Raw genomic sequence first — 10,394 nt, 5'->3', positions numbered from 1 at the left:
CGGACCTTCGCGTGAGGGGGGGTCGTTCGCACCGGAGCCTCCGCCGCCGCAAAAAAACGAAAAAGGGAATAACTGGTTTGGTTGGGGGCGTGTGTGAAACCCCCTCCCCCGAGACGGGCATCGGCGAGGCAGAATGCCGAGCGTTGCCTGCTTAGGCAGGGGCGCCGGAATCTCGGCTTAGGTCTGGCCCCATTTATTTTTGGGGCCGGGGCTTGCAAAGGCCATTCTGTACCCGCTAGAATGTAAGACCACTTGCGGATTCGGCATTCGTGCCGGGCAGGTGACAGCGAAAAGAGGGGCAAGGATTGCACCTCGTATTCGCCGGACAGGGATCATGTCGTGGGCGGGCGGCCATTGGCCGTAGCCGACGTATTGCTTTCCGTCTGGGCGGGCCGGGTGACCGGGCCGCCTTTGTGTTTTCAGGATGTTGTACTGGAATCCCGATACTGCCGGACCCTGGCCGCCGACGTGAGTCGCGGCAAGCCCGGAAAGTCGGGGCCCCTCGCGGTTCGGTCCACCTAGCGGCCGGCCGTTGCTCTTTCAACCAAAGGAATTCCCGCCATGGCGGACCAGAAGATCCGAATTCGGCTCAAGGCTTTCGATCATCGCCTGATCGATCGTTCCACGAGCGAAATCGTCGAGACGGCCAAGCGGACCGGCGCGCAAGTGCGCGGCCCGATCCCGCTGCCGACCAAGCTCGAGCGTTACACCATTCTCACGTCGCCGCATGCCGACAAGGATGCGCGTGACCAGTACGAGACCCGCACGCACAAGCGCGTGCTCGACATCGTCGACCCCAACGACAAGACCGTGGACGCGCTGATGAAGCTCGAACTCGCGGCTGGCGTTGACGTCCAGATCAAGTTGGCCTGAGGAGACCGAGAATGAGCGCGAAAGTGCACCAGCTCGGTATCGTCGGCCGCAAGGCCGGCATGACCCGTCTGTTCACCGAAGATGGCAAGTCCATCCCGGTGACCCTGATCGAGGCCACGCCGAACCGCATCACCCAGGTCAAGACCGTCGAAGTCGACGGCTACTCGGCCATCCAGGTCACCGCCGGCGTCAAGCGCGCCGCGTTGATCAACAAGACCGGCGCCGGCCACTACGGCAAGGCCAAGGTCGAAGCCGGTCGCGGCCTGTGGGAATTCCGCGTGGCCGACGACAAGATCGCCGATTTCGCCGTTGGCGGTGAAGTCAAGGCCGACATCTTCAGCGAAGGCCAGATCGTCGATGTCCAGGGCGTGACCAAGGGCAAGGGCTTCCAGGGCACGATCAAGCGCTGGAACTTCCGCATGGGCGACGCCACCCACGGTAACTCGCTGTCGCATCGTGCCCCCGGTTCGATCGGCCAGCGCCAGACGCCGGGTCGCGTGTTCCCGGGCAAGAAGATGTCCGGCCACATGGGTGCCGAAACCCAGACCACGCAGAACCTCAAGGTCGTCAAGGTCGACGCCGAGCGCGGCCTGATCGCCGTGCGTGGCGCGGTTCCGGGTGCTCCGGGCGGCGACGTCATCGTGCGTCCGACGAGCAAGGGAGTCTGAGCATGGAACTGACCAACATCAGCGGCAAGAAAGTGTCGGTCTCCGACGCGATCTTCGGCCGTGAATTCAACGCGGACCTGATTTCGCAGGTCGTCACCGCGTATCGCAACGCCGGCCGTTCCGGCACCAAGGCGCAGAAGACGCGTTCGGAAGTCAACGGCACCACCAAGAAGTCGAAGAAGCAGAAGGGTGGCGGTGCACGTCACGGCGCCCTGACCGCCCCGATCTTCGTCGGCGGTGGCGTGACCTTCGCGGCCAAGCCGCGCAGCTTCGAGCAGAAGGTCAACCGCAAGATGTATCGCGCGGCGATGGCTTCGATCCTGTCGGAACTGAACCGCCAGGAACGTCTGGTCGTGGTCGATGCGTTCGACGTCGATGCGCCGAAGACCCAGGGTCTGGTCGGCAAGTTGGCAGAACTGAAGGCCGGCAAGCGTCCGCTGCTGGTCGTCGAAGACGCCAGCGAGAACCTGTACCTGGCCGCCCGCAACATCCCGTACGTGGAAGTGCGCGACGTGCAGGGCCTGGATCCGGTGTCGCTGGTCGCGTCCGACACGGTCGTGATGACTGCCGACGCGGTCAAGAAGATCGAGGAGTGGCTGGCATGAGCCTCAATGTGTATTCCGTGATTCGTGCACCGCGCGTGTCTGAAAAGACCGCCCGCCTGCAGGAAGTCTCCAACCAGTACGTCTTCGAAGTCGCGAAGGACGCCACCAAGGCCGATGTGAAGGCCGCCGTGGAAGAAATCTTCGAAGTGAAGGTCGCTGCCGTGAACGTCGTGAACGTGAAGGGCAAGGTCAAGGCTTTCAAGAACCGCACCGGCCGCCGTGGCGACTGGCGCAAGGCGTACGTGACCCTCGCTGATGGCCAGGCCATCGACGTGACGGCCAAGGCCTGAGGAAAACGACCATGGCATTGATGACATTCAAGCCCACCTCCGCAGGCCGCCGCAGCGCGGTCCGCGTGGTGACGCCCGATCTCCACAAGGGTGCGCCGTACGCACCGTTGCTCGAGAAGCAGGGCAAGACCGGTGGCCGCAACAACTACGGCCGCATCACCACCCGCCACATCGGTGGTGGCCACAAGCAGCACTACCGCCTGATCGATTTCAAGCGTGACAAGGAAACGATCCCGGCCAAGGTCGAGCGTATCGAATACGACCCGAACCGCACCGCGCACATCGCACTGCTGTGCTACGCCGATGGCGAACGCCGCTACATCATCGCCCCCAAGGGCCTGAAGGCGGGCGACCAGGTGATGGCCGGCGTGACCGCGCCGATCCGCGCCGGCAACACCTTGCCGCTGCTCAACATCCCGGTCGGCACCACGGTGCATTGCGTCGAGATGAAGCCGGGCAAGGGCGCCCAGATGGCCCGCGCCGCTGGCGCCGGCGTCCAGCTGATCGCACGCGAGCAGGGCTACGCCACGCTCCGCCTGCGTTCCGGCGAAATGCGCAAGGTTCCGGTCGATTGCCGCGCCACCATCGGTGAAGTCGGCAACGTCGAACACAACCTGGAGAAGCTGGGCAAGGCCGGTGCGAAGCGCTGGCGCGGTGTCCGCCCGACCGTCCGCGGTGCCGCCATGAACCCGGTGGACCACCCGCACGGTGGTGGTGAGGCCAAGGCCGGCCAGGGCAACCCGCATCCGGTCACCCCGTGGGGTGTCCCGACCAAGGGTTACAAGACGCGCAAGAACAAGCGCACGCAGCAATTCATCGTGCGCGACCGCAGGAGTTAATCGGCAATGGCACGTTCACTCAAGAAAGGCCCATTCATCGACCACCACCTCGCCAAGAAGGTGGAGGCCGCGGGCACCAATACCAAGAAGCCGATCAAGACCTGGTCGCGTCGCTCGATGATCATGCCGGAGATGGTGGGTTTCACCATCGCCGTGCACAACGGCAAGGCCCACGTGCCGGTGCTGGTCAACGAGAACATGGTTGGCCACAAGCTCGGCGAATTCTCGTTGACGCGGACCTTCAAGGGTCATGGCGGCGACAAGAAGGCCGGGAAGTAAGGAGAGCATGATGGAAGCCAAGGCAATCCTGCGCTCCGCGCGCATCTCCCCGCAGAAGGCCCGACTGGTCGCCGACCAGGTTCGCGGTCTTCCCGCGGCTCGTGCACTGGACCTGCTGAAGTTCAGTGACAAGAAGGCAGCCCACATGATCCACAAGGTCCTGTGGTCGGCCGTCTCCAACGCCGAAAACAATGTCGGCGCCGATGCCGATGCGTTGAAGGTCAAGACCATCATGGTTGATGAAGGTCCGAGCCTGAAGCGTTTCATGGCGCGTGCGAAGGGACGCGGCACCCGCATCCTCAAGCGCACCAGCCACATCACCATCGTCGTCGCCGAGGGCAAGTAACCATGGGTCATAAAGTTCATCCCGTCGGTATCCGCCTCGGCATCGCCAAGGACTGGAACTCCAAGTGGTATGCCGGCAAGAAGGAATTCGCCGGTTTCCTCGCCGGTGACCTCAAGGTCCGCGAACTGCTTCGCAAGAAGCTGGCGCAGGCCGGCATCTCCCGCATCCTGATCGAGCGTCCGGCCAAGTCGGCGCGCGTGACCATCTTCACCGCCCGTCCGGGCGTGGTGATCGGCAAGCGCGGCGAAGACATCGAGAAGCTCCGCAAGGAAGTGTCCGATGTCATGGGCGTCCCGGCGCACATCAACGTGAGCGAAGTCCGCAAGCCGGAGCTCGACGCGCAGCTGGTCGCCGAGTCGATCGCGCAGCAGCTCGAGCGCCGCATCATGTTCCGCCGCGCGATGAAGCGCTCGGTCGGCAACGCGATGCGCCTGGGCGCACTGGGCATCAAGGTCAATGTCGCTGGCCGCTTGAACGGCGCTGAAATCGCCCGTTCGGAGTGGTACCGCGAAGGCCGCGTGCCGCTGCACACCCTGCGTGCGGACATCGACTACGGTTTCGCCGAAGCGCACACCACCTATGGCGTGATCGGCATCAAGGTCTGGATCTACAAGGGCGAAGTGTTCGATTTCGCGCAAGTGGGCCAGGAAAAGAACGACGAGCCGCGCAATGAGCGCAGCGACCGTCCGGCCCGCGCTCCGCGTGCGCCGCGCGGCGATCGCGATGGCGGCAACCGTGAGGCAAGGGGCTAAGCCATGCTGCAACCCAAGCGAACCAAATACCGCAAGCTCCACAAGGGCCGTAACGAAGGCCTGGCCTGGAGTTCCAATGCCGTGTCGTTCGGCGAGTACGGCCTGCGTTCCACGCAGACCGGCCGCCTGACCGCGCGCCAGATCGAGGCCGCCCGTCGTGCCATCAGCCGTTACGTCAAGCGCGGCGGCAAGATGTGGATCCGCGTGTTCCCCGACAAGCCGATCACCGAGAAGCCGATCGAAGTCCGAATGGGCTCCGGTAAGGGCAACGTCGAGTACTGGGTCGCCCAGATCCAGCCCGGCCGCATGATCTATGAAATCGAGGGCGTCGATGAGGCGACCGCGCGCGAGGCGTTCCGCCTGGCCGCCGCCAAGCTCTCGGTGACCACCCAATTCGTGACCCGGACGGTGCGCTGATGGACATCAAGCAACTCCGCCAGTTGTCCGAGAAGGACCTGGCCAACCACGTGACCGAACTCCAGAAGGAGCAGTTCGCCCTGCGCATGCAGAAGGCGACCGGTCAGATGGAAAAGACCCACGAGATCCGCCGCGTCCGCCGGGAAATCGCCCGCGCCAAGATGCAGCAGTCCGTCGTGGCCAAGAAGTAATCACGGACATGACCATGAACAACACTGATAAAAAGCAGCACACGGTCGAAGGCCGCGTGGTCAGCAACAAGATGGACAAGACGGTGACCGTGCTTGTCGAGCGCCAGATCAAGCACGCGCTCTACGGCAAGTACATCCGTCGCTCCACCAAGCTGCACGCCCACGACGCCGACAACGCCTGCAACGAAGGCGATCTGGTGCGCGTCGCCGAATGCGCCCCGATGTCCAAGACCAAGAACTGGCGCGTGGTCGAAATCGTCGCCCGCGCGGCCGAATAAGAGGAGGCTAGAACATGATCCAGATGCAGAGCCACCTCGATGTCGCGGACAACTCCGGTGCCAAGGAAGTCATGTGCATCAAGGTGCTTGGAGGTTCCAAGCGCCGTTATGCCGGCATCGGCGACATCATCAAGGTGTCGATCAAGGACGCCATCCCGCGCGGCAAGGTGAAGAAGGGCGAGGTCTACAACGCCGTGGTCGTGCGTACCCGCAAGGGCGTGCGTCGCCCGGACGGTTCGCTGATCCGCTTCGACGGCAACGCCGCCGTCTTGCTGAACAACAAGCATGAACCCATCGGCACCCGCATTTTCGGGCCGGTGACGCGCGAACTGCGCTCCGAGAAGTTCATGAAGATCGTTTCGCTCGCACCCGAAGTGCTGTGAGCCGGAGGACACCATGAACCGTATCAAGAAAGGCGACCAGGTGATCGTCATCACCGGCAAGGACAAGGGCAAGAAGGGCGACGTCGTGCGCGTTGCCGGCGACCGCGTGTTCGTTTCGAACATCAACGTCGTGAAGCGCCACACCAAGCCGAATCCGCAGGCCGGCCAGCCCGGCGGCGTGGTCGAGCGCGAAGCCTCGATCCATATTTCGAACGTGATGCTGTTCAACCCGGCCAGTGGCAAGGGTGAGCGCGTCGGTATCAAGGTGCTGGAGGATGGACGCAAACTGCGTGTGTTCCGCTCCGGCGATGCGATTGACGCCTGAGGTCTAAAGACATGAACACTCGCTTGGAAAAAATCTACAAGGAAGAAGTGGTGCCGGTGCTGATGAAGCGCTTCGGCTACACCAATCCGATGCAGGTCCCGAAGATCCAGAAGATCACCATCAACATGGGCGTCGGCGAAGCCGCGACCAACAAGAAGGTGCTGGAAAACGCCGTGGCCGACCTGGCCAAGATCACCGGCCAGCAGCCGATCATCACCAAGACCCGCGTCTCGGTGGCCTCGTTCAAGATCCGCGACGGCTGGCCGATCGGCTGCAAGGTGACCCTGCGTCGCAACAAGATGTACGAGTTCCTCGATCGCCTGATCAACATCTCGCTGCCGCGCGTGCGCGACTTCCGTGGTGTTTCGGGTCGTTCGTTCGACGGCCGTGGCAACTACAACATGGGCCTGAAGGAACAGATCATCTTCCCGGAGATCGACTTCGACCAGGTTGACGCGCTGCGCGGCATGGACATCGCGATCACGACCACCGCCAAGACCAACGAAGAAGCCAAGGCATTGCTCGAAGCCTTCCGTTTCCCGTTCCGCAACTGACCGCAAGGACATATCGACATGGCCAAGACCTCCATGGTCAACCGCGAAGTCAAGCGCACCAAGCTCGCCAAGCAATATGCGGCGAAGCGCGATGCGCTGAAGAAGATCATCTCCAGCCAGGACGCGTCCTACGAGGAGAAGATGGACGCCGCGACCAAGCTGCAGAAGCTGCCGCGCGATTCGTCGCCTTCCCGCCAGGTCAGCCGTTGCGTGCTGACCGGTCGTCCGAAGGGCGTGTACAGCAAGTTCGGCCTCGGCCGCAACAAGCTGCGCGAAGCCACCATGCGTGGCGACGTCCCGGGCCTGCGCAAGGCATCCTGGTAAGCAAACCGGTTACAATTGCCGGCTGCATTCAACAAATCCAATTCGCGAAAGCGGATATCGATACTCATAAGGTAATGACTCAATGAGCATGACTGATCCCATCGCCGACATGCTGGTCCGCATCAAGAATGCGGCCGCTGTGGGCAAGCCGACGGTGAAGATGCCGTCCTCCAAGATCAAGGTTGCGATCGCCAACGTGCTGAAGGCCGAAGGCTACATCAGCGACCTGCGCGTCACCGACCTCGGCGGCGGCAAGGCCGAGCTGGAAGTCCAGCTCAAGTACTTCGAAGGCAAGCCGGTGATCGANNCTGCGCCAGTACCGCAGCAAGCACGCGCTGCCGAAGGTGCTGGGCGGCCTCGGCATCGCCATCGTTTCCACCTCCAAGGGCATCATGACCGACTCGCAGGCGCGCCATCAGGGCGTCGGCGGTGAAGTCCTGTGCTTCGTGGCCTGATCCAGGAGCGCACCATGTCCCGAGTCGCCAAAAAGCCGATCACCCTGCCCAAGGGCGTGGAGATCAAGACCCAGAACGGCCAGATCGAGGCCAAGGGCCCGAAGGGCACCCTCACCATCGCGCAGCCGGAAGGCGTTGCGCTGACGGTCGAGAACGGTGTTGCCCAGCTGGCCGCCAACGATCCGTCGAAGGTCGCCCTGACCGGCACGATCCGCGCCATCCTGGCCAACATGGTCACCGGCGTGTCCGAAGGTTTCACCCGCAAGCTCGAGCTGGTCGGCGTCGGTTACCGCGCCGCCATGCAGGGCAAGGACCTCAGCCTGTCGCTGGGCTTCTCGCATCCGGTGGTCTTCGTGGCGCCGGAAGGCATCACGATCGCTACCCCGACCCAGACCGAAATCGTGGTCACGGGCGCGGACAAGCAGCGCGTCGGTGAAGTCGCCGCCAAGATTCGCGGTTACCGTCCGCCGGAACCCTACAAGGGCAAGGGCGTGAAGTACTCCGACGAAACCATCATCCGCAAGGAAGCCAAGAAGGCGTAAAGCGTCGATCCGCTTTCGGGAGAATCATCATGTTGAAGAAAATCGCTCGTCTCCGCCGCGCCAAGTCCACCCGCGCGCAGATCAAGAAGCTCGGCGTGCCGCGCCTGTCGGTGCTGCGCACCGGCCAGCACCTGTACGCGCAGCTGTTCACTGCCGACGGTTCCAAGGTCCTGGCTGCCGCCTCGACCACCCAGGACGACGTCCGTGGCGACCTGAAGTCCGGCAAGAACATCGAAGCCGCCGCCCGCGTCGGCAAGATGATCGCCGAGCGCGCCAAGGCTGCCGGTGTCGAGAAGGTCGCGTTCGACCGTTCCGGCTACCGCTACCACGGCCGCATCAAGGCCCTGGCCGATGCAGCCCGCGAAGGCGGCCTGCAGTTCTGATTTCGTTCCACTCGCCGGCGCGGAGTGCGCGCCGGGCTGGGCTTCCGATTGCGGAGGCCTTGAATCGCCCGCTGCAACCCACAACTCCAAGCGGCCAGAAGGCCGTACATCCCTAATCACACAGGAACAGTTACATGGCCAACGAACAACGCGAACAGCGCGAGCCCCGTGGCCGCGATCGCAACGATCGCGCTCCGCGCGAGGACTACGATGACGGCATGATCGAGAAGCTGGTTGCGGTCAACCGCGTCAGCAAGACGGTCAAGGGCGGTCGCCAATTCACCTTCACCGCGCTCACCGTCGTCGGCGACGGCGCCGGCAAGGTCGGCTTCGGTTACGGCAAGGCGCGCGAAGTGCCGGTCGCCATCCAGAAGTCGATGGAGCAGGCCCGCAAGACCATGAAGACGGTCGACCTCAACAACGGCACCCTCTGGCACCAGGTCAAGTCCGGCCATGGCGCGGCTCGCGTGTTCATGCAGCCGGCGTCCGAAGGTACCGGCGTGATCGCCGGCGGCGCGATGCGCGCCGTGCTGGAAGCGGTCGGCGTGAAGAACGTGCTGGCCAAGGCCACCGGTTCGCGCAACCCGATCAACCTGGTCCGCGCCACCCTGAAGGGCCTGGTGCAGATGCATTCGCCGTCCAACATTGCCGCCAAGCGTGGCAAGTCGGTCGAGGAGATCCTCCATGTCAGCAACTAAGTCGAACACCGGCACCGTCAAGGTGCGGCTGGTGAAGGGCCTGCGTGGTACGCAGGCGAAGCACCGCCTCTCCGTGCGTGCGCTGGGCCTCAACAAGCTCAATGACGTGCGCGAACTGAAGGACAGCCCGCAGGTCCGTGGCCTGATCAACAAGGTCTACTACCTGGTCCGGGTGGAGGAGTAATCACATGAAGCTCAACACCATCAAGCGCGCCGCTGGCGCCCGCACCGAGCCGAAGCGCGTCGGTCGCGGCATCGGTTCCGGCCTCGGCAAGACCGCCGGCCGCGGCCACAAGGGTTCGTTCGCTCGCTCGGGCAAGGGCAAGATCAAGGCCGGCTTCGAAGGCGGCCAGATGCCCATGATGATGCGCCTGCCGAAGATCGGCTTCCGTTCGAAGCTGTCCAAGGACACCGCCGAAGTGATGCTGTACCAGCTCGAGCTGCTCGAAGCCGGCACGGTCGACTTCGCCGCGCTGCGCGCTGCCGGCCTGGTGCCGAGCACCGCGAAGAAGGCCAAGCTGGTCAAGAAGGGCGAAGTCTCCAAGGCTTTCGTGCTGAAGGGCATCGCTGCGACCGCCGGTGCCAAGGCGGCAGTCGAAGCCGCCGGCGGCAAGTTCGAGGAGTAATCCCCGCATGTCGCGACCCGGCAACGCGGTAGCAGGTCTCGGTGGCGGTCTCGGTCAGTTCACCGAGCTCCGCCAGCGCCTGCTGTTCGTCATTGGTGCGCTGATCGTCTATCGCATCGGGTGCTACATCCCGGTGCCAGGCGTGAACCCGCAGGCGATGGTCCAGTTGATGGATGCCCAGAAGGGCACCATCGTCGACATGTTCAACATGTTCTCGGGCGGCGCGCTGCAGCGTTTCAGCGTGCTCGCATTGAACGTGATGCCCTACATCTCGGCGTCGATCATCGTGCAGCTGTGCACGCAGATCTTCCCGAGCCTGAAGGCGATCCAGAAGGAAGGCGAGTCGGGCCGTCGCAAGATCAACCAGTGGTCGCGCATCGGCGCGGTGCCGTTGGCGGTCTTCCAGGCGTTCGGCATTGCCACGGCGCTGCAGGCGTCCGGTGCGCAGAACGGCATCCAGGTGGTATACCACCCGGGTCCGGCCTTCATCCTGACCGCAGTGGTTGCATTGACCGCCGGCACCATCTTCCTGATGTGGCTGGGCGAGCAGATGACCGAGCGTGGCG

Annotated in this window: 21 protein-coding genes and 1 pseudogene; all 22 read left to right on the top strand. The window is 63.6% G+C overall.

The genetic code is table 11. From position 1 onward, the window contains the following. The first annotated feature begins 561 nt into the window (after positions 1–561). The gene (rpsJ, locus tag ABE093_RS13500) at positions 562–873 is read left to right on the top strand and encodes a 30S ribosomal protein S10 (RefSeq protein ID WP_430761431.1); all 312 of its coding nucleotides are present in this window, start codon (positions 562–564) and stop codon (positions 871–873) included. Positions 874–884: 11 nt separating this feature from the next. Then, positions 885–1,541, top strand: a complete 657-nt coding sequence (gene rplC / locus ABE093_RS13495; RefSeq protein WP_430761430.1) for a 50S ribosomal protein L3 — start codon at positions 885–887, stop codon at positions 1,539–1,541. A gap of 2 nt (positions 1,542–1,543) precedes the next feature. Beyond that, positions 1,544–2,146 (top strand): 50S ribosomal protein L4, encoded by a 603-nt coding sequence (rplD, locus tag ABE093_RS13490; protein WP_430761429.1) that lies wholly within the window; start codon positions 1,544–1,546, stop codon positions 2,144–2,146. Then, entirely contained in the window at positions 2,143–2,436 is a 294-nt protein-coding gene (rplW, locus tag ABE093_RS13485) for a 50S ribosomal protein L23 (protein WP_430761428.1), read from the top strand. Before rplD ends, rplW begins: the two co-directional genes overlap by 4 nt. Positions 2,437–2,447: 11 nt before the next feature. Beyond that, the gene (gene rplB, locus ABE093_RS13480) at positions 2,448–3,275 is read left to right on the top strand and encodes a 50S ribosomal protein L2 (protein WP_430761427.1); all 828 of its coding nucleotides are present in this window, start codon (positions 2,448–2,450) and stop codon (positions 3,273–3,275) included. 6 nt (positions 3,276–3,281) lie between these two features. Further along, the gene (rpsS, locus tag ABE093_RS13475; protein ID WP_430761426.1) at positions 3,282–3,554 is read left to right on the top strand and encodes a 30S ribosomal protein S19; all 273 of its coding nucleotides are present in this window, start codon (positions 3,282–3,284) and stop codon (positions 3,552–3,554) included. Between the two features lie 10 nt (positions 3,555–3,564). After that, the gene (rplV, locus tag ABE093_RS13470) at positions 3,565–3,900 is read left to right on the top strand and encodes a 50S ribosomal protein L22 (protein ID WP_430761425.1); all 336 of its coding nucleotides are present in this window, start codon (positions 3,565–3,567) and stop codon (positions 3,898–3,900) included. A gap of 2 nt (positions 3,901–3,902) precedes the next feature. Next, complete coding sequence (rpsC, locus tag ABE093_RS13465; RefSeq protein ID WP_430761424.1) at positions 3,903–4,652, top strand: 30S ribosomal protein S3; 750 nt, start codon at positions 3,903–3,905, stop codon at positions 4,650–4,652. Between the two features lie 3 nt (positions 4,653–4,655). Further along, positions 4,656–5,069 (top strand): 50S ribosomal protein L16, encoded by a 414-nt coding sequence (gene rplP / locus ABE093_RS13460; protein ID WP_103075277.1) that lies wholly within the window; start codon positions 4,656–4,658, stop codon positions 5,067–5,069. Further along, on the top strand, positions 5,069–5,260 hold the full coding sequence (rpmC, locus tag ABE093_RS13455; RefSeq protein ID WP_430761423.1) for a 50S ribosomal protein L29: 192 nt from the start codon (positions 5,069–5,071) through the stop codon (positions 5,258–5,260). The genes rplP and rpmC overlap by 1 nt, the downstream gene beginning before the upstream one ends. A gap of 14 nt (positions 5,261–5,274) precedes the next feature. After that, a complete protein-coding gene (rpsQ, locus tag ABE093_RS13450; RefSeq protein WP_430761422.1) occupies positions 5,275–5,538 on the top strand; it encodes a 30S ribosomal protein S17 in 264 nt (87 codons plus the stop codon). A gap of 14 nt (positions 5,539–5,552) precedes the next feature. Then, a complete protein-coding gene (gene rplN, locus ABE093_RS13445; RefSeq protein ID WP_100322015.1) occupies positions 5,553–5,921 on the top strand; it encodes a 50S ribosomal protein L14 in 369 nt (122 codons plus the stop codon). A 13-nt stretch (positions 5,922–5,934) separates the two neighbouring features. Then, positions 5,935–6,246, top strand: a complete 312-nt coding sequence (gene rplX / locus ABE093_RS13440) for a 50S ribosomal protein L24 (RefSeq protein ID WP_430761421.1) — start codon at positions 5,935–5,937, stop codon at positions 6,244–6,246. 11 nt (positions 6,247–6,257) lie between these two features. Next, the gene (rplE, locus tag ABE093_RS13435; protein WP_430761420.1) at positions 6,258–6,800 is read left to right on the top strand and encodes a 50S ribosomal protein L5; all 543 of its coding nucleotides are present in this window, start codon (positions 6,258–6,260) and stop codon (positions 6,798–6,800) included. Positions 6,801–6,818: 18 nt separating this feature from the next. After that, positions 6,819–7,124, top strand: coding sequence for a 30S ribosomal protein S14 (rpsN, locus tag ABE093_RS13430; protein ID WP_430761419.1), 306 nt, complete (start codon positions 6,819–6,821; stop codon positions 7,122–7,124). An 82-nt stretch (positions 7,125–7,206) separates the two neighbouring features. Further along, positions 7,207–7,579: pseudogene (gene rpsH / locus ABE093_RS13425) on the top strand (30S ribosomal protein S8). Positions 7,580–7,593: 14 nt separating this feature from the next. Continuing rightward, positions 7,594–8,121, top strand: coding sequence for a 50S ribosomal protein L6 (rplF, locus tag ABE093_RS13420; RefSeq protein ID WP_430761418.1), 528 nt, complete (start codon positions 7,594–7,596; stop codon positions 8,119–8,121). A gap of 29 nt (positions 8,122–8,150) precedes the next feature. After that, positions 8,151–8,504, top strand: coding sequence for a 50S ribosomal protein L18 (rplR, locus tag ABE093_RS13415; protein WP_430761417.1), 354 nt, complete (start codon positions 8,151–8,153; stop codon positions 8,502–8,504). A 134-nt stretch (positions 8,505–8,638) separates the two neighbouring features. Then, a complete protein-coding gene (rpsE, locus tag ABE093_RS13410) occupies positions 8,639–9,202 on the top strand; it encodes a 30S ribosomal protein S5 (RefSeq protein WP_430761416.1) in 564 nt (187 codons plus the stop codon). Continuing rightward, on the top strand, positions 9,189–9,386 hold the full coding sequence (rpmD, locus tag ABE093_RS13405; protein WP_430761415.1) for a 50S ribosomal protein L30: 198 nt from the start codon (positions 9,189–9,191) through the stop codon (positions 9,384–9,386). The genes rpsE and rpmD overlap by 14 nt, the downstream gene beginning before the upstream one ends. 4 nt (positions 9,387–9,390) lie before the next feature. Further along, the gene (gene rplO / locus ABE093_RS13400; RefSeq protein ID WP_430761414.1) at positions 9,391–9,828 is read left to right on the top strand and encodes a 50S ribosomal protein L15; all 438 of its coding nucleotides are present in this window, start codon (positions 9,391–9,393) and stop codon (positions 9,826–9,828) included. Positions 9,829–9,835: 7 nt separating this feature from the next. After that, on the top strand, positions 9,836–10,394 hold a 559-nt coding region (locus ABE093_RS13395), incomplete at its 3' end, for a preprotein translocase subunit SecY (RefSeq protein ID WP_430761413.1).

The sequence above is a fragment of the Solilutibacter silvestris genome (assembly GCF_050574925.1).
GTDB classification, from domain to species: domain Bacteria; phylum Pseudomonadota; class Gammaproteobacteria; order Xanthomonadales; family Xanthomonadaceae; genus Solilutibacter; species Solilutibacter silvestris_A.
This window is presented reverse-complemented; position numbering and strand designations above follow the sequence as displayed.

Bases quoted from the DNA above. Each gene is read 5' to 3' on its own strand.
- rpsJ (WP_430761431.1), top strand. From the start codon at position 562: ATGGCGGACCAGAAGATCCGAATTCGGCTCAAGGCTTTCGATCATCGC.
- rplC (WP_430761430.1), top strand. From the start codon at position 885: ATGAGCGCGAAAGTGCACCAGCTCGGTATCGTCGGCCGCAAGGCCGGC.
- rplD (WP_430761429.1), top strand. From the start codon at position 1,544: ATGGAACTGACCAACATCAGCGGCAAGAAAGTGTCGGTCTCCGACGCG.
- rplW (WP_430761428.1), top strand. From the start codon at position 2,143: ATGAGCCTCAATGTGTATTCCGTGATTCGTGCACCGCGCGTGTCTGAA.
- rplB (WP_430761427.1), top strand. From the start codon at position 2,448: ATGGCATTGATGACATTCAAGCCCACCTCCGCAGGCCGCCGCAGCGCG.
- rpsS (WP_430761426.1), top strand. From the start codon at position 3,282: ATGGCACGTTCACTCAAGAAAGGCCCATTCATCGACCACCACCTCGCC.
- rplV (WP_430761425.1), top strand. From the start codon at position 3,565: ATGGAAGCCAAGGCAATCCTGCGCTCCGCGCGCATCTCCCCGCAGAAG.
- rpsC (WP_430761424.1), top strand. From the start codon at position 3,903: ATGGGTCATAAAGTTCATCCCGTCGGTATCCGCCTCGGCATCGCCAAG.
- rplP (WP_103075277.1), top strand. From the start codon at position 4,656: ATGCTGCAACCCAAGCGAACCAAATACCGCAAGCTCCACAAGGGCCGT.
- rpmC (WP_430761423.1), top strand. From the start codon at position 5,069: ATGGACATCAAGCAACTCCGCCAGTTGTCCGAGAAGGACCTGGCCAAC.
- rpsQ (WP_430761422.1), top strand. From the start codon at position 5,275: ATGAACAACACTGATAAAAAGCAGCACACGGTCGAAGGCCGCGTGGTC.
- rplN (WP_100322015.1), top strand. From the start codon at position 5,553: ATGATCCAGATGCAGAGCCACCTCGATGTCGCGGACAACTCCGGTGCC.
- rplX (WP_430761421.1), top strand. From the start codon at position 5,935: ATGAACCGTATCAAGAAAGGCGACCAGGTGATCGTCATCACCGGCAAG.
- rplE (WP_430761420.1), top strand. From the start codon at position 6,258: ATGAACACTCGCTTGGAAAAAATCTACAAGGAAGAAGTGGTGCCGGTG.
- rpsN (WP_430761419.1), top strand. From the start codon at position 6,819: ATGGCCAAGACCTCCATGGTCAACCGCGAAGTCAAGCGCACCAAGCTC.
- rplF (WP_430761418.1), top strand. From the start codon at position 7,594: ATGTCCCGAGTCGCCAAAAAGCCGATCACCCTGCCCAAGGGCGTGGAG.
- rplR (WP_430761417.1), top strand. From the start codon at position 8,151: ATGTTGAAGAAAATCGCTCGTCTCCGCCGCGCCAAGTCCACCCGCGCG.
- rpsE (WP_430761416.1), top strand. From the start codon at position 8,639: ATGGCCAACGAACAACGCGAACAGCGCGAGCCCCGTGGCCGCGATCGC.
- rpmD (WP_430761415.1), top strand. From the start codon at position 9,189: ATGTCAGCAACTAAGTCGAACACCGGCACCGTCAAGGTGCGGCTGGTG.
- rplO (WP_430761414.1), top strand. From the start codon at position 9,391: ATGAAGCTCAACACCATCAAGCGCGCCGCTGGCGCCCGCACCGAGCCG.